This is a genomic window from Bradyrhizobium sp. KB893862 SZCCT0404, from assembly GCF_018130885.1.
GTDB classification, from domain to species: Bacteria; Pseudomonadota; Alphaproteobacteria; order Rhizobiales; family Xanthobacteraceae; genus Bradyrhizobium; species Bradyrhizobium stylosanthis.
Genome location: NZ_JAFCLT010000006.1, coordinates 372,502 through 391,356 on the forward strand (window position 1 = coordinate 372,502; position 18,855 = coordinate 391,356).

The window sequence follows — 18,855 nt, forward strand, 5'->3', positions numbered from 1 at the left end:
ATCCTGCAAACCTGACCGTGGATTCGTGGCTAGACTACCAGAAAATCCCGCTGCTGAAGCAGATTCGGGCTCACTGCGGTCAGCGTGATCGAGTGAAGGGCGTCCAGCGCAATGGTGGTGTCGGCCGGGTTACCGGCGTTGTGGGGGTCGGCGGCGATCGCAGCCAGTACGGCCGCAGCGTCCGCATAAACAGAGTGGCTGAGCTGCAGGACGTCGTGCGCCACGTCGAAATTTCCGATGGTCGCCGTGGCTGCCGCCGGCGCATTGAACTGGAACACGAACGTATCGCTCGCCGCTGACGCCGTCAGAGCGGCGCCGTCTCCCTGCACGGTCACCAGATGCGATCCGTCATTGTTGGTGACATCCTGAGCGATGACAGCGCCATCGGCGCCATAGCTGACCAGAGACTTGGCGTAAGGCGGATTGGCGCCGAAATAGAAACTGGCGACCGTCTCATTCGCCGTCGACGGCGTCAGCAGCGTGTTCAAATGCGCATCATCCGTCGGTGTCGCGTTCTGGAATTCGATCTGCAGCGGCCCCGAACCGACGCCCTGCACCAGAATGTGCGCCGTGCCGCCGGCGACGGAGATCGCGATGTCGGTGTCGTGGCCGCCGTTGACGGTCGAGACCGACACCGCATTGGGATCGACGCCTTCGAGATGAATGCGGTCGTGCTCGTTGCTGCCGGTTGCCCAGGAGAAGTCGGTGATCTTGTCGGTTACGCCTGCGGCAAGATCGCTGCCGCGGAAGAAGAACACGTCGTCCCCCGTCCCGCCGGTGAGACTATGCGCGCCGACACCGTAATGGATCACGTCGTTGCCCGATCGATCCGGCCCCGCGGTGATGGTCGTGGTGTTGGCCGCAGAATCGTAGGCGAAATGGAAGTCCGACAGCGAGGCGATATCATCGCCGCTCACCGTGAGGCTGACCGATCCGCTCGCGCCGCTCAGAACCAGAACGCCATTGATGAACGTTTCACTCGTGGCGTGGAAGCCGTCGACGACGATCTGATCGCGCGTGCCGAAATGCGCGATCGCGTTGACCGGCGCGTTCGCCGCGCTGAATTCCAGTGCGGCATGGCCCGCCGCAGAGAAGTCGATCGCGCCGGAGCCGGCCGCGCCGCTCGCGGTGAGGTCGAGCGTGCCGTTCTCTATGGTGATGCCGCCTGTGAACGTGTTCGCCGTTCCCAGCACCAGCGTTCCCTCGCCATCGAGCAGCAGATGTCCCGCGCCGGTCTGGCCGCTGGCATCATGCGAGCCGGTCATGTCGGCGATCACGTCGCTGATCGTGATGATGTGCCCCGCATCCGGAGCGAAGGTGATGGTCTGGTTGCCCTGGAGGAAGATGCCGCTGCCGAGGCCGGATCCGGAATTGTGGCCGGCATTCGAGCCCGAACCACCCGCGACGCTGTTGTCATGGGCACCGCCGCTGCCGCCGAAGGTCAGCGAGCCGCCTTCCTGGACGAAGATCGCGCCGCCGGCGCCGAGGCCGCCGCCGCCCGATTGATAGTTGCCTTGCCCGCCGCCGAAACCGCCGGCGCCATTCGCGTAGCCCCAGTAGCCGGCACCACCGCCACCACCGAACCCGCCGGCGCCGCCCGCGCCCCGCACCCCAGCGCCGCCACCACCGCCGAAACCGCCGGCACCCCCGGCGCCGCCCGTGAGATCCGCAGGGTTGACGACGCCGCCACCGCCACCACCGCCAAAACCACCGGCGCCGCCCGACGTGGCGGACCCCGCGCCACCACCGATGCCGCCACCAGCGCCGCCGACATAGCCGTAGCGACCGGAGCCCCACGGACTGGTGCCAGTGACGCCGCCGCCACCATCGGTACCACCCCCACCGCCACCGGCTGCCGCGCCGATAACGATGCCGCGACCGGGCACGTAGCCAAAATAGGTCCCGCCCGACGCCGCGAGGCCGATGCCGCCGCCGCCATTGATATTGCCGGCGCCGCCCATGCCGCCGCCGCCGCTGCCGGAATAGCCGTTGAAATAGCTTCCATTGCCGCCGACCGCCCGATCATGTGCAAAGCTGACAGTGTCGAGGGTAACCGCTCCGCCCGAGGCGATGAACAGGCCGCCGCCAAGTCCCGCGCCGCCACCGCCGCCGCTGGTGGAGTCGCCACCTTTGGCAACCGCATTGATGATGCTGAGATTGTCGATATCGACCGTGCCGGAATAGACGAACAGGCCGGGAAGCCCGTGGGCGTCCAGGGTATGCCCATTGCCATGGATGGTCAGCGTATCGCCAGCGGCGAGATTGAACGCCGCGAGTTGTGTGCTCAAGACGAGGTCGTCGACGATGTTGAACGTGTAGTGCGTGTTGACGTGTGAATATGCGCCGGTCAGATCGATCGCTGCGATGTCAGCGGCGAGTTCCGCGGCCGTCGTGATCGTAAAGCTGGTGGCGGTCGTCGCAACGTTCACATTGGAGGTCGCCGACGCGGCGCTGGTCGCCGAGCCCGCCCCGTTCACCAGCGTTTGTGTCGCCGTGATCGTGTGAGCGCCGGCGCCGAGAGCAAGGCCGTTGGTCGAATAGATCGCGAAGTGGCCGGTCTGGTCCACGGTGCCCGAGCCGATCGCGGTCGTGCCGCCATCCGCGTACAGCGTGATGATGTCACCGGCCTTGCCGGTGCCGAAAGCCTCGACGCGTCCGCCGGGATCGTCGACCGAAACCACCGATGTGATCACCGGCGCGACCGGCGCGACCGTTGCCACGAAACCCGATGCCGTGCTGGTGAGATGATCCGCATTGGTCTCTGTCACCGACACGGCCTGGACGCCGGGGTTCAGGCCGGAGATGGTCGTGATGTCGAAATGCCCGGTGGCGTCGACGATTCCCGAACCGATGGTGACGCCGCCGAGGGTGATCGTCACGATGTTGCCGACTTCGCCCGTGCCGACGAACTCGAGCGCACCGCCCTCCACCGTTGTTCCGATCTGCGCCGTGATCGACGGCGCGATCGGGTTGACGTTGACGGTGAATGCCGGCGACAGGCCGCTCGCCATGCCGTCGTCGGTCTCCGTCGCGGTAAAAGTGTGAATGGCGTCTGCAAACGTCACGGTGGTCGTGATCGAGAACGTGCCGTTGGCGGCAACCGTGCCGGTTCCGACCGCCGTCGTGCCGCCGTCGGCGTAAAGCGTGATGGTGCCGCCGACGTGCTGGGCCGTGCCCTTCACGGTCACGGTGGTGCCGTTGATGGGCTGGCCCACCAGCGCGGTGATCGCCGGCGCATTCGGCGTGACGTTGACCGACACGCCCGAGGAGATCAGGCTGACGAGGTTGGCGGCGTTGGTTTCTGTGGCACGGATGATATGCGCGCCGCCGAGAATGTTGGCGAAGATGTCGAAATGACCTGTCGCGTCGACCACGCCGGTGGCCAGCACGGTCGTGCTGCCGTCGGCGAACAGCTTGATGGTCTCGCCGACCTCGCCGGTGCCCTGCACCTCGATGCGCTGCGAGGTGCCGGAAACGGGAAGCACCGCCGAGATGACCGGCGTATCCGGGATCACGTTCACGGTGAATTGCGACGACACCGGACTGACGAGGTTCGCGGCATCGGTTGCCGTCGCGGTCAGGCGGTGCACGCCGTCGGCGAATATCACCGTCGTCGTGATGTCGAAGTGTCCGGTGGCGTCGATGACACCGGTGCCGACCGGCGTCGTGCCGCCATCGGCATAGAGTGTGACAGTCTGGTTCGGCTGCCCCGTGCCCTTGACCTCGATGGTGCCGTCATTGTCGGGCTGGCCGACCAGCGTGGTGATGATCGGCGCCGACGGAACGACAGTGATGGAGAGACTGTTCGATGCCGTGCTTGGCAGGTTCGACGTCACGGCGACCGCCGTCAGCGTGTGAGTCCCATTGCTCAGGCCCGCCGAGGTCACGATGTCGAACTGGCCGCTGGCATTGGTGGTGCCGGTGCCGATCAGCGTCGTACCACCGTCGGCAAAGATCTGGATGATATGGTTGGGCTCGCCCGTGCCCTTCACCTCGATCGGCCCGCCATTGAAGGGGTTGTTGACCAGCGCGGTGATCGTGGGTGCCGTCGGATTGACGTTAACGGTGAAGCCGGCCGACAGCGGACTTACCAGGCCCAGGCTGTCGGTCTCGGTTGCCCGGATGGTATGGATGCCGTCGGTCAGCGCCGGCGTGACGATGTCGAAATTGCCGTTGGCATCGGCGACGCCGGTCGCAAACACGGTCGAGCTGCCGTCGAGATACAGCTTGATGATCTGGTTGGGCAGCGCCGTGCCCTTCAGCTCCACGGTGTCGCCGTTGAGCGGATGGCCGATCTGCGTCGTGATGACAGGTGCGCTCGGAAGCACCGTGACCGCGAATCCGGCTGAGAGCTGCGACGACGACCCGGTCTGCGAAACCGCCTGGAACGTGTAGAAGCCGTCGGCGAGCGGCGAGGTGATGAGATCGAAGTTGCCGTTGGCGTCGACGATGCCGGTGCCGAGCACGGTCGTGCCGCCATTGGCGATGATCGTGACCGTGGTGCCCGGAGCGGCCGTGCCGCGCAGCTCTACGCCGCTGCCGTAGACCGGCTGGCCGACCACGCCGGTGATTCCGAACGGGACCCGATCGGTCAGCATCACGCCGCCGCTGTAGGCCGTGATGTCGAACTGGAACTGAGAAAAATCGACGCCGGGATTGAGATGCAGATCGACTGAATGAACGCCATCGCTGACGGTCAGGACGTTGCCCGCGCCCATCGTTGCCGTCGTATTTGCGGCAAAGCCGACGAGCTTGATTGTATCGCCCGGGTTGAAGCCGTTGATCTGGTTGGACAGCGTCACGCCTGCTTCCAGGATCAACGTCGCGCCCGAATTGGGTACGAAGGTGATGATGCCGCTGCCGATCGAATTCACCGAGGTGAGATCGATGGTGCTGTTGCCACTCAGCACCATGCCGCCGGTCAGCAGGTTCATGCCGGTGATCGTCAGCACCGACGTGCCGGACGCACTGATGGTGCCGCCGCCCGTGATCTTGTTCGCCAGCGTGTAGTGCGCCGAGCCCGACAGCGAGAAGGAATCGTTGACGAGATCGCCCGCCGTCAGCGACACCGTGCCGGTGTTGGAGATGTCGATCGTCGTGCCGGTGATGGCGCCCGACAGGGTGACGTTGCCGGCGCCCGCGACATGGATGACGCCGAAGCCCGCACCCGCGATCGTATCCGAGACGGTCAGCGTGTTGCCCAGCTGCGGCGCAAACGTGATGTTCTGCGAGATCGTGAAGAGGCCCGAACCGATGCCCTGCCCGTCTCCGCCGGCAGCGGTTGTGGATGCACCGCCGAGACCGCCGACCGCGGTATTGCCGCCGATCGAACCACTCTGGATCGTCAGTGATCCGCCGGACGCAACGAAAACGCCGCCGCCAAGACCGGCGCCGCCACCGCCACCACCCGACGCGACCCTTACCCCGCCGCCGCCGCCGCTGCCCGCGCCATAACCGCCGCTGCCGCCGAGGCCTGCATAAAGGTCGCCACCGAAGAAAGGTGGACTACGGGGGACAACCCTGTAAACGCTGGCCCCGCCACCACCGCCGCCGCCAAATGAGCCGGCCAGACCGTTGCTTCGCGAGTGCGCGTAGAAGGCCGGCTGGCGCCCCCAACCGCCCGCGCCGCCGATGCCGAATCCACTCACAGGGCTCCCCGGCCCGCCGCCGCCGACGTAGCCATTGTAGCCTCCGGCGGCGCCGCCATTGCCACCGGAGCCACCGATCGCAGAGTTGCCGGTGAACGCCACGCCGTCGAGCGTCGCGGACGCACCTGCACCAATGAAGAGGCCACCGCCCGCACCGAGACCGCCGCCGCCGGCGCCGGCATAGGCCTGGGCAACGGACCCGCCGTCGTGACCATGTGCGAGGGTGCCTTCGATCGTCAGCTGGCTGAGCACCAGATTGCCGGATTCAAGATCGAAGCCGGAATAGGTCGCCGTGCCATTGACCGAACCGTCGATGACGTGACCGCCGCCCTTGATGGTGAGCGTATCGCCGGCGGCAAGAAAAAGCGCTGCCATGTTGCCGTTCAGCTTCAGGTCGGCCGTCAGCTCGATCTGGTAGTCGATGTTGGTGCCGTAATAGAAGCCGCCGGGATTGATGGCCGCGAGCGCCGCATTGAATTCCGCAATCGACCCGACAGTGAAGCTCGCAATGGGATGGCCGGTGAAGGCCGGCGGTCCCATCGACGCGCCGGTCGCGAAGGTGAAGCTCGACCCGTTGCCGTTGACGGCGCCGTTCAGCGTGTGTCCGTTGGTATTGATGGTGAGCGTATCGCCGGCGGCAAAATTCAGCATGCCCGCCGACAGGCTGCCGAGCGCGGTGTCTCCCTCGAGATTGATGACGTAGTTGATGTTCGGCGAGGAGAAGAAACCTCCGACATTGATGGCATTGAAGGCTGTCGTCAGCTCCGCAACGCTTGCAACGTCGAACGTGGGGATCGCATTTCCGACCAGCAGGGCGTTTCCGCCGGACACACCTGCCACAAAACTGAATCCGCCGCCGGCGCCGTTGACGGCGCCGTCCAGGGTATGGCCCGCGGTATTCACCGTGATCGTATCCCCGGCGACGAGGGTAAGCTTCGCCAGTCCCGCCACCAGCGGAATGTCTCCGTCGAGATTGATCACGTATTCGACGGACAGGTTCGAGACAGGATTGGAGTTGACGGTCTGGATCGTGGCGACCAGGTCGTCCGTCGTCGAGACGTTGTAGATCGGCTCGACTGTCAGCGTGCCGCTACCGGTGTGGGTGAAGACCTCGCTGCCGTAGAATGCGCCCCGCAACAGCACATCGCCGGAGCCAGAGACGTTGATGGCACTGGCCGTGATCCTGGTGAGGACGGTGACGTCGCCGGCGCCGGTTATGTTGAGGACATTCGTTCCGATGCCCTGCGCCAGCACGACCGCGCCGGCGCCCTGAATATTGAACGTGCTTTGGGTGCCGCCCACGAACTGATCGATCGTGAGAGTTTGTCCGGCGTTGGACGTCAGGCCGACCGTGCCGCCGTAGTTGAAGAGATCGTTGCCGATGCCCTGGCCCGCCGCACCATTGGCGGCGCCGCCAAAGCTGATACTGCCGCCACCGGCACCGCCCGTTGCACCATTGTTGGAGAAGGTCCAGTCGTTGATATCAAGCTCGCCACCCGGCGCGACGAAGACAGCGCCGCCAAGGCCCGCACCACCGCCGCCCCCGCCTGCCGCGGCAACGGAAAAGCCTCCAGCCCCGCCGGTCCCGCCGCCATAGCCGCCGCTGGCGCCTCCGCCGGGACCGGTGTTCCCGCCGGCGCGAAAGCCGCCTCCGCCCCCGCCGCCGCCGAAACTGCCGACGCTTCCGCCGTGAAGGCTAGACCCACCCGCCCCGCCATAACCGAACCCCAGTTGACCCGGGCCGGATGTCCCGCCCGCCCTGGGCCCCCCGTAAGTGATTGCGGTGCCGCCAACGCCACCATTTCCGCCGAAGACATGGTTGTCGGTGAAAGCGACGTCGGTCAGGGTCGCCGAGCTGCCGGCGCCTACGAATAGTGCGCCACCCGCGCCCAGGCCACCACCACCACCGCCGGACGACGTACTGCCTGCGGATGACCCGTCACCGCCGTGCCGGACAAAGTCGGCGACGGTCAGGTGATCGATCGTCACGTCGCCGGATTGCAGGACGAAGCCAGAATAGGTGGAAGCCCCGCTGATCTCATGGCCAAGACCGTGGATCGTCAGCGTGTCGCCCAGCGCCAGATTGATGTCGGGCAGCGCGCCGTCGAGCGTGAAGCTGCCGACGATATCGATCTCGTAATTCTGGTTCGCGGATGAGAACACGCCGCCGACGCTGATTTCGTTGATCGCGCGAACGAGCTGCGCGGTGGACGACACATGGTAGACCGGCACCTCGTTGAGCTTCAGTTCGGTGCCGCCGGTCCCATCGGACACCAGCAGGAATCCATGCGGCGCGATGTTCTGCTCGGCCGGATCGAAGTGGACGGTCGCAACCGGCACGCCGCCGGGGCCGGTCAGCGTCAGCACGTTGTTGACGAAGCTGCCGATGCCGGTGGCGTTGATCGTCGCAAAGTCGATGGTGTCGCCGACGCCGAAGCCATGCACGACCGCGCTCGGCATCGCGCCTGTCACGGACAGGGTCTGCATCCCCGTGGCGAAATTGATCGATTGAATGCCAGACAGTCCGCCGTTGAAGTTGGCGACAGTGTCGCCATCGCCGAGATCGAGTGAGCCACCGAGCGAGACCGAGGTCGTGAAGGTGACCGTGATGGCCGGCCCCGCGAAGCCGAGATCGCCGCTTCCCGTGAACGCATTGCCGAAGGTGCCGGAATGGGCAATGACGAGGACGCCATTGTCGATGACCGCTCCGCTGCCGAGCGTCCCCTGGCCGCCGAGCGTGAGCTTGGCGCCGGCGTCGATCGTGGTGCCGCCGACATAGGAATTGGCGCCGTCGAACTCGACGGTGCCCGGCCCCTTGATCTCGATCGAAATGCTGCCGCCGTTGCCGCCCTGGTCGGCGATCGCGTCTGCGATCGTGATCGCATTCCCTAACGTCGGCGCGAGAACGATCGACTGATTTCCCTGGAAGAAGATGCCGCTGCCGAGCCCCTGCCCGGCGCCGGGCATAGAGTACAATTGATGCGCCGCCTGGATGGCACCCGCAGCGCCTCCGGCCACGGAGCCGCCGGACAGCGAGCCGCTCTCGAGGATCAGCGTGCCGCCTTCCTGGACGAAGACTCCGCCGCCGGCACCAAGCCCGCCGCCGCCGACATTGCCGATCTTCGACTGATAGTACCCGCCGGCCCGATAGGCGAAGGAGACGCCGCCATTGCCGGCACCAAATCCCCCGAGGCCATAGCGACCGCGGAGCCCGCCGCCGCCACCGCCGCCGCCGAAGCCGCCATTGCCGCCGGCAGCGTTCTCGCCGTTGCCGTAGCTGTTGGTGTTCGTGTTGAAGCCGCCACCGGCACCGCCGCCGCCGCCGAAGCCGCCCTGTGCACCGGTGCTTCCACCTCTTAGGGCACCGCTAAAGGCGCTACCGCCCCCACCACCACCGCCAAAGGCGCCGGAAGCCGGGTGCGATGAGCGATACGACGTCGCTCCTGCGCCGCCTCCGCCCTGAAGATTTGGCAGGCCGAGCCCGCCGCCGGCGCCGCCTGCATAGCCCCAGCCGGAGTAGATCCCGTAGTGATTGGGATGGAACACCCCGGTCAAGGAGCCAGGGGTGCCATCGATGCCCATGCCGCCACCGCCGGCACCGCCTTGAAAAATTCGGCCGGCCGGGTTCACGCCACCACCGTTGCCGCCATGCGCGGCGTTGCCAATGAAGTTCACGTTGGCGATCGTCGCCGACGCACCGGCCGCGACGAACAGGCCGCCGCCAAGCCCGGCGCCGCCGCCGCCACCGCCGATGCCGCCATCGCCGCCCTGCGCCAGCGTGTGCGCGATGGTCATGTCCTTGAACGTGACGGTGCCGGCATATTCGAAGAAGCCACGATGGGTATTGGCGCCGTCGAGCGTGAAGCCGGCACCATCGACCGTCAGTTTGCTGCCGCTGGCGAGATTGATGGCGGCAAGATCCGAGCTCAGCGACGCCAGCGAAATATTGCCGGCGAAATGGATGACGTAGTTGAGATTCGCGCCGTAGGCGTTGCCGCCCGAGCTCATCGCCGTCAGCGCCGCGTTGAGCTCGGCCGCGGTGCTCACCGTGAAGCTGGTCTGGGCCAGGCGGACGTTGGTGCCGCCATTGCCGTCCGCGACCAGGGCAAGGTTGAGATCGAAATGCTGCGCGGGATCGAAATGCAGCGTCGCCACCGCCGTGCCGCTGACATTCTTCAGCGTCATGACGTTGTTCGCATCGATCGTGAAGGAGGTCGCGACAACCGATCTGAGATCGATGGTATCCCCGACGTCGAAGCCCTTGAGGGTGACGGCGGGAACGCCGGTGTCGAACACGGCGGTGATGATGTGACCTTGGGCGAAATTGAACGTGCCCGTTCCGGTCACGGCGGCCTGGAATTCGAACGTGCCATCGTGGTCGAGGGTGATCGCGCCGTTGTCCGTGATCGCGTTCACGATCGTACCCGGCGCCTCGAACCGCAGCGTGCCGTTGTCGATGATGGCGCCGGTGCCGGCGCTGCCGCCGGCCTCGACCTCGAGCGTGCTGCCGCTGTCGATGGTGGTGCCGCCGGCATAGCTGTTGGCGCCGGCGAAGTGCACCGTGCCGCTGCCTGCGATCTCCACATGACCGCTACCGCCGTTGCCGCCCTGGTCGGCGATCGCATCGGAAATGACGGCGTGCTCGCCGGCAGTCGGCGCGAAGGTGATGTTCTGGTTGCCCTGGATGAAAATGCCGGAGCCGAGCGCCTGTCCGTCGCCTCCACCGTGGTTGCTCAGCCCCGCCGTGACGGAGTTGCCGGAGACCAAGCTGCCGGCAATCGTCAGCGAACCACCTTCCTGCACGAACACAGCGCCGCCGGCGCCGAGGCCGCCACCGCCGCCAGCGACGCCATTGCCGCCAGCACCGCCGCCGAACCCGCCAGCGCCCCCGCCACGGCCGCCGCCGCCGCCGAAGCCGCCGGCACCGCCGCCCGCTCCCGACCCGAAAGCGCCCGAGGCTCCGCCGCCACCGCCGAAACCGCCATCGCCGCCGACGCTGGAGCTTGTGCCCATCGACGTGGTCAGGTAGCCCCCCGCACCGCCACCGCCACCGCCGCCAAAGCCGCCAGGCGCACCCGGCGTGAGGCTGCTGCCGCTCGGCGATATGCCGCCGGCAGCGGCCTGCGAATAGCCCGCGTGGCCCGGGACGTTGACCCCGAGCGTGCCGCCCGGGTCTCCCTGGATGAAGACGAAGGAGCCGTGGCTGCTGCTGTAGAAGGCGCTGCTGCCGGCGGTGCCCATGCCACCACCGCCGCCACCCTGGTATGCCCTATAGCTGTTTCCCCAATCGCCTCCGGCGCCACCCCTGGCCGCGTCGCCCGTGAACGTCACGGCATCGATCGTGACGGCCGCACCCGCTGCCACGAACAGGCCGCCGCCGAGGCCCGCACCCCCGCCACCGCCTTGGGCACCGCCGGCGCCGCCCTGGGCCAGCGTGTGCGCAATGTTCAGATTGTTGATCGAGACGTTGCCGCCGAACACGAACAGGCCACGATAAGCATTTGCGCCGTCGAGTGAATAGCCCGCGCCATTGATGACGAGATGGCTGCCGCTGGCCAGATTGATCGCGGTCAGATTGGCGCCGAGCGAGGCAATGGAGATGTTGCCCGCGAACTCGATCGAATAGTTGGTGTTGGCGGCAGCAGCTCCGCCACCCACGCTGATGGCGAGCAGCGTCGCGTTGAGCTCCGCCGCGTTGTGGACGGTGTAGACGTTGGACGGCTTGATCACGGTGCCGCCGGAGCCGTCGGCCGAGAATGCGAAGCCGTAGGTCGGTCCGCTGAAGTGCAGATCGGCGCTATGCGTGCCGTCGGTGACGTGCAGAACGCCGGTCGACGAATTGAACGACTGGGAGAACTGCCCGGAACCGTAGTTGATCCCGACCAGGTCGATCGCGTCGGTCGCGCCGCTGAAGCCGGTGATGGTGCCGGCAAAGCTCGCCGGCACGTCGATCTTGAGCGTGGCGAGCGCGCCGTTGAACGTGATGGTCTGGCCCGATCCGACGCTCGCGCCGAATTCGACCGTGCCGCCATTGCCGACGGTGACCGCCCCGGCGCCGGTGACATTGCCCGCGACCAGCAGCTTGCCGCCACTGTCCGCCTGCAGCGTGCCGGTGTTGGTGACGTTGCCGGCGAGATCGAGCGTACCCGCCTTGGCGTCGATGACGCCGCTGTTGTTGACCGCCGTGCTGACGATCGTGGTGCCGCTGCCGGTCTTGTCGTAGTTGCCGGCGACGTTGAGGGTTCCGCTGCCGGCGCTCGACGCGATGTTGAAGGCGCTTCCGCCGGTCGTGGCATCGGTGAAGGTGACGCCGGCATCGATCTTGAAGGCCGCGCCGTTGTTAAGTCGCAGCGTATCGCCGGAGAAGGCGCCGGTCTGGCCGGATCCGTGCAGCTCGAGCGTCCTGCCGTCGAGCGTGAAGGTCTCGTTATTGGCGTCGAAGAAGGTCGCGAGCCCGTTGACGATGGTCGTGCCGCTGCCGGTTTCGGTGCCGCCGGTGAAAGTCGCCCCGTTGGCGTCGATCAGCGTACCGGTGCCCGACAGAGTGCCGCCGGACTGGGTCAGGCTGTTGATTGTTTCCGAGACGGCGCCGAGGCTGATGTTGCCCGGCAGCACGAAATCATTGGTGACGGCGACATTGACCAGCACCGGCACGCTGGTCACGCTGCCGTCGGTCGCGGACACGGTGAAGCTCGCGACCGGGTTCAGCGTGCCGTCGCTGACGAAGATCACCTGCCCCGCGGCAAGCTGCGCCTGGGTGAAGCTCGTGATCGCAACGCCGGGCGCACTCGACAGCGCCACGTAGCCGCGTTGCGTGCTGCTGATGTTGAAGGTGAGCTGGCTCGCACTGTTGTCGACATCGCTGACGCTGAGGTCGGCGGTGGTGATGGTCGTCGCCAGGCCTTGCAGCAGCGCCGCCGCATTGTCGCCGGACAACACAGGCGCATCGTTGGCACCTGATATCGTGATGGTGATGACCTGCGTGCTGCCGTCGCTTCCCCTCACGGAGAAGGTGTCGGTCATCGTCGCGCCGGCGGCGAGCGCCTGCACCGTGGAATTGCTGTTGTCGAGCGTGTACCTCCAAACGCCGCCCGAGGACACAGTATAGGTGCCGTAGCCACCGGTGCTGGCGGTCTGCGTGGCGACGGCCACGAAGGCGACGGAGGACGTATCGGGATCGAACAGCGTCAGCGAGCCGGTCGCGGTCGGCGTCCCCGGCACCGCGTTGGCGACGCCGCCCGCCTCGACGACCGAACCGGTCGTCGTCCCACTCATCGTGGCCGGATCGTCGGTGCCGAGGATGTTGATGGTGACGGACGAGGTGGTGCCGTCCGAACTCGAGACGGAGAAAATGTCGGTGTAGGTTTGCCCGCCCACGAACTCGTCATGTGCGGAGCTCGCGACATAGCTCCAGGTGCCATCCGCGGCGAGCGTGAAGGTGCCGTACTGCCCGGCCGTGCCGGCCTGCGCGACGAAGGATTGCGGACTGTCGGGGTCCTGGATCGTCAGCGTGCCACCGGTCGACAGCGGCGCATTGGTTTCAGTCAGATTGCGCGTCACCGCCGATATCACGGCGGCATCGTCGGTGCCATTGATCGTGATGGTGACGACCTGCGGCGTACCGTCGGCGGTCGTGACCGTGAACGTATCCGTCAGCGTGCCGCCGGCATTGAGCCCCTGAACCGCGGCATTGCTGTTGTCGAGTGTGTAGGTCCAGACCCCGGACGACGTGACGGTGTAGGTGCCGAAACCGCCAAGGCTGGCCGTCTGTGTCGTCACCGCCGTGAAGGTGTTGGCGGGATTGTCGACGTCGATGTCGGTCAGCGTGCCGGTCGCGCTGGGCGTCCCCGGCAGCGCGTTGTTGAGGCCACCTGCTTCGGTCACCGACCCCGTCGTGGTGCCCGATATCGAAGCCGCGTCGTTGCTGCCGAGGATATTGACCGTGACGGACGAGGCCGTGCCGTCCAAGCTCACCACGGAGAACGTGTCGGTGTAGGTCTGCAGGGCGACGAATTCGTCATGTGCCGAACTCGCGACATAGGTCCACGCGCCGTTCTGGGCGACGGTGAAGGTGCCGTAGTGCCCGACCGTGCCCGCCTGCGCCACGAAGGTTTCGGGATTGTCGACGTCGTGGATGGTCAGCGTGCCGCCGGTCGACAGCACTGAATCGGTCTCAGTCAGGCCGACAGTGTCCGCCGACAGCACAGCGGCATCGTTGGCGCCGTTGATGGTGATCGTGACCAGCTGCGCAGTGCCGTCGACGGTCGTCACCGTGAACGTGTCGGTCAGCGTCCCGCCGGAATTGAGCGCCTGAACCGCGCTGTTGCTATTGTCGAGATTGTAGGTCCAGACGCCGCCCGACGTCATGGTGAAGGTGCCGTAACCGTGGTCGCTCGCCGTTGCGGTCCCGACCGCCGTGAAGGTGTTGGCGGGATTGTCGACGTCGGTATCCGTCAGCGTACCGGTCGCGCTCGGTGTCCCCGCCGCCGCGTTGTTGACGCCGCCCGCTTCCGTCACCACGCCGGTGCTGGTGCCCGACACCACGGCGGGATCGTTGACTGCCTGCACGGTGATATTGACGGTCGCCACATTGGAATCGGCGAGGCCGTCATTGACCTTGTAGGTGAAGCTGTCGGAACCGTTGTAGTCGCCAACCGGCGCATAGGTGAACGAGCCGTCGGCGTTCAGCGTCAGGGTGCCGTGGGCCGGACCGTTGACGAGGATGGCGTGCAGCGCATCGCCGTCGAGGTCGGTGGCCCCGGCGAGCACGCCCGTGCCAGGCACCACCAGCACATGGTCTTCGTCGGTCGCGTAGCTGTGCGCGATCGCCAGCGGCGCGTCATTGGTGCCGTTGATCGTGATCGTCACATATTGCGTGGTGCTGGTCGCGGTGCCGTCGTTGACGACGACCGCATAGGTCAGCGTGAGCGTCTGGCCCTGCTTCAGGAAGTCGAGATCAGCCGCGGCGGGCTGGTAGATCCAGCCGAACGTCGTGGCGGCGCCGGTGGACAGGTGCCCGCTGGTGTCGATCGCAAAAGCGGCATTGTCGATGAGTGCCAGCGCGCCGGCCGGCAGGCTGAAGGCCTGGCCATCCAGTTTGACGACGGGCCCACCGACCGTCGAAGCCGTCAGCGTGTCGCCGACGTCGAGATCGACCACCGAGATCGAGCCCGTCAGCGAGACGACCTGCGCATGCGCGTCGGCATCCTCACCGGTCGTTGCGGTGCCGCCGGTCACCACGGGCACGTCGTTGGCGCCGACGATGGTGATTGTGAGGGTCTGTTGGCCGCTGGTGAGAAGGCCGTCGCTGACCTCGACCGTGTAGGTCAGAACCAGGCTCTGCCCCTCCCGCAGGAAATCCAAATTGGCCGCCGACGCATCATAGGTCCAGCCGATGCCGGCAGCGCCGCCGTTCGACGTCCCGGCGTGGAACGACAATGCGTTGCTGGTCAGCGATGCCGCCCCTGCCGGCAAGACGAAGGCGTGGCCATCGAGGGTCACGACCGGCGAATTGATGATCGAAGCCGTCAACGTGTCGCCGATATCGGCATCGGTCACCGGCAAGGTGCCCGTCAGCGTGATGTGCTGCGCGGCGGCGTCACCGGCTTCCGGGGCGGTCGCCGATGCACCGGCCAGCACGGGGGCATCCTCTTGGCCGGTGATCGTGATGGTGACATTCCGGCTCGCCAGCCCGCCATGACCGTCGCTGACGGTTACGGCGTAGGTTTCCGTGACGGTCTGCCCGGCCCGCAGGAACTGGATGTCCGCGTTGTCGACGAGATACTGCCATGCCGCCTGTCCGCCGAGGCCGTTCACGGTGTCGGCGGTCACATGCGCGCTCATGGTTCCGAGCGCCAATCCACCTGCGCGCGTCGAACTGACGAAACCGACCGAGACGACATGCGCATCCGCCAGGTCGACGTCGGTGAACGCGATCGTGCCATTGGCGTGCAGCAGCCCATGAGGATCGAGTGCCGTGTCCTCCTGCACCGCGCCGGTCGTTTGCGCTGCACCGATCACCGGCGCGTCGTTGACGGCGACGACCGTCAGCTCGCGGGTGACGACGGTCGTATCGTGCCCGCCGTGATCCGTGCCGTCCGGGTCCTGCACCGTCACCGTCAGCGTCCGGGTCAGCGGCGACGGATTATCGCTGGTGTCGGTATAGAAGACCGCACGCAACGCGGCTGCAAAATCAGCAACCGTCGGCTGCTGGCCGGCCCTGGCCGTCAGCGTCAGCGTTCCCGTTGCCGCATCGAACCGACCCTCGATCAACGCGGTGTTCGCGAAAGAAAGGACGTCTTCGCTCGGCTGATAGTTGCCGGTGATCTGGATCGTCGCCCGCAGCAACGTGCTGCTGTCCGGATCAGACAAGGCCAGCGCCGGAGCAACCGCGACCGGCGTTTGCTCGGGCGCGACCAACGCCGATCCGGCGTTGAGAACCAGCGACGGCGCATCGTTGACCGGCGATCCCGGGCTCGATGCACCTCCAGGACCAGCTCCGCCGTTTCCTCCGCCGGGCGGATGAGGGGCGACATCCAGACCGGTGTTCGTGGGCGGGTTGGCGCCGGAGCCTCCATTCGGCTGAAACGACGGTTCGTTCGACCCCGCACTGTACGAGCCAGGCGGCGATGACGAACCGTGCGGACCGCCGCCGCCGGGCGTGTTGCTGCTGTTGCGGTCCGCAAGGTTCTTGATTTGGAGAAGGTGGTTCAGCGCATCCAGCTCGCCGGCCCTATCGGCGTCCGTCTTCGCCTGCTCGCTGGCGGCAATTTGAGCTGTACCGGTCGGCTTCAGCTCCAGCTTTCCGCCTTCGCTGCTGATCGTCGCAATGGCGTTGCCGTTCTTATCGTAGGCCGTCGCCTGATGCAGCCCGTCATTCTGCTGGAAGATGGATAGCGTGACCGATCCATCGTCCGGGGAGATCTCCCCGCCCCCGGCCGAGCCCGTGATCTTGGCGGAACCGATCGGCGTCCCGATCCGCATGTCGCCCGACTTGGCAATTTTGCCCGAGGCGAAACTGAGCGATCCCTGGATGAGATCGAAAACTTCCAGATTGGCGCTTCCATGCAGGTCGAATTTGAATTCGCTCAATACGAGCCGCGAACCGTGCCCGATCTGGAACGCACTGCCGTCGTTGAAAACCAGTCCGGCGACGCCAGCGCTGTCGGTCTGGACCACGTCTCCCTTGAGCAGAACATCGCCGTTGTTGAGCGCCACGACGACGCCGTTGCGCAGGACCGTTACCTGCCCTTCGACCCGTACCGCATGTCCGATCACCTGCATCGCCGGCGACGGCGCATCCTTGGCTGCGTACCTTCCGGGAGCGGCAGGTCCCGCCAGTGCCGCGACGATTTCGCCGCTCAGCGTCGCACCATCCGGCGACCGTAGCGCGTGCAGATTTTCCGATTTGAAATAGCCGGGAACGACGTGGATCTTTCCATCGACCCCAATCAGCCGCAGGTCATCTCCGGCACGCTTGAAATCGGCGCTGAGAAGCAGATGCGTGTCCTGGACCGCGGCCACGGACGTCTCCGGCACGCCCTCGATCGAAAGCTCCTGCGAAATAGACAGCGAAAAATGTCGATCACTGCCAACGTGCAGCATCATTCATTCCATCAAAAAAATGGACCGCGTAACACGGTCGAAAGTCACCGCCGAACAAGCACCCGATCGACGCTGTCGCTGCGCTCTCCGTCTACCGACGGATGCGATCAATCCTCTTCATGCATGTCCTCAGGACCATCACCGAAGCATCCAGCACCGCTCGCATCCGCGAAGCCCGGAAGCGTCGACTCCTCAGCGGCCCATTGGTACGGTATTCGGCTGCTGAAGGCTGCGAACGAACGTTCATATGTGCCTATTTTCATCGATCGTGATTTCCGCCGGAAAGCCGAGAACGTCATTCATCGTAAATCGCGACATTCTCGTTCCGCGCACGAAATCCAGCTATGAAATCAAGGTGCGCAGCGACATGAAGCCCTGCGGGTCCTCCGCATCGGGCTCAACATTTGCGGTAAAGATCGAGACCGGCCCGGAAGCGCCGAGCACCAAAAATGGTCAGATGACAGCAGATCGTCTAATGCTGCCCATCACCCGTTCAACCACGTCATGGATCGCATCGGTGAGTCGTAAAACAAGCCTCGAAGGCTGCATCGATGATCGCGAGCTTGACGGCTTGCGCCTTGTGATATTCGCGGCGGAAGCCTTTCGATACCCACAGCCGGGACTTGCCGCGCGCTCCGACCCAGCCGAGGCTTCCCATGGACTCCGCTTCGGCGAGCTTGCGTCCAAGTTGCGTCCGCGACAATTTCAGCCGCTGCGCCAGTGCGGAAACCGACGTCACGTCGGTCGCAATACGATCGACGGAGGCGTCCCCTTCCTCACAACCGACGATCAAGCGATCCATCAGCACGCCGCCCTCGTTGACCCACGTGAACAGCTTGAACGTCGGTTCGGGCTCGCGAACCATGTGAGACCCGAGCAGACCGTCGGCAATCATCGGCTGCATGAGGCGAACCACCTCCGGCTCGGCCGCCAACGTCGCCGACCGGCTTCCGCCATCGAGGCCATCCAGCGTTGCCAGATGCAAGAGATGCCATTGATACAGCGATTCAAGCGCCGCAGGTGCCGGCTCGACCGGGCGATGACGTTTGCCCTCGCTTCCCGCAACATGGCGCACGATGCCGTATTTCAGCATCTCCTTGATGAAGGCGGCGGCGGTATTCCGGCTTGCGATCTGGTGATGCTCGACAAGATCGAGCACACGCGCGGTCAGCACTCCGGCGCCGGCTCCGGCCACGGCACCATCCCGGAAGAACTGCGCCACCGCCGCATGGGCCATCAGCCATCGTTGCTGCGTCGCGAACAACGATCCCATCCGTGGATCGGCAGCGTTGAGAAGCAGGAGCGCCCAGGCCTGGCCGCGCACGCGGGCTTCGAGCGCGGGGTTCAGAAAGATGTCGTCAGCATTCAGTGCCATCTGGCGTCCTCCGGCCATCACTGCACGCCAAACATTCGAGGCAGCAAGCGCCAGCGCACCCATTATCGCATCGAGATCACGAGGTCATCTCGGCTCTCCTCTTCGCTGGCAGGGCGACGTCGTGCCGCGCGATCACTGCCCGCGTGGCTTAACGTGTGCTGTCCTTCGCAGGGGAATTCTCCTACGAAGGGATCCTTGAACTGGGGATTGCTGGCGCGAGGCACTTTG

Annotated in this window: 2 protein-coding genes; both read right to left on the reverse strand. The window is 65.8% G+C overall.

Going from position 1 to position 18,855, the window contains the following annotated elements:
• Positions 1-29: 29 nt before the first annotated feature.
• On the reverse strand, positions 30-17,255 hold the full coding sequence (locus JQ617_RS24945; protein WP_212028597.1) for a VCBS domain-containing protein: 17,226 nt from the start codon (positions 17,253-17,255) through the stop codon (positions 30-32).
• A gap of 499 nt (positions 17,256-17,754) precedes the next feature.
• Positions 17,755-18,627, reverse strand: coding sequence for a hypothetical protein (locus JQ617_RS24950; RefSeq protein WP_212028598.1), 873 nt, complete (start codon positions 18,625-18,627; stop codon positions 17,755-17,757).
• Positions 18,628-18,855 lie beyond the last annotated feature (228 nt).

Coding starts and splice junctions, on each gene's coding strand:
- JQ617_RS24945 (WP_212028597.1), bottom strand. CDS start 17,255: ATGATGCTGCACGTTGGCAGTGATCGACATTTTTCGCTGTCTATTTCG.
- JQ617_RS24950 (WP_212028598.1), bottom strand. CDS start 18,627: ATGGCACTGAATGCTGACGACATCTTTCTGAACCCCGCGCTCGAAGCC.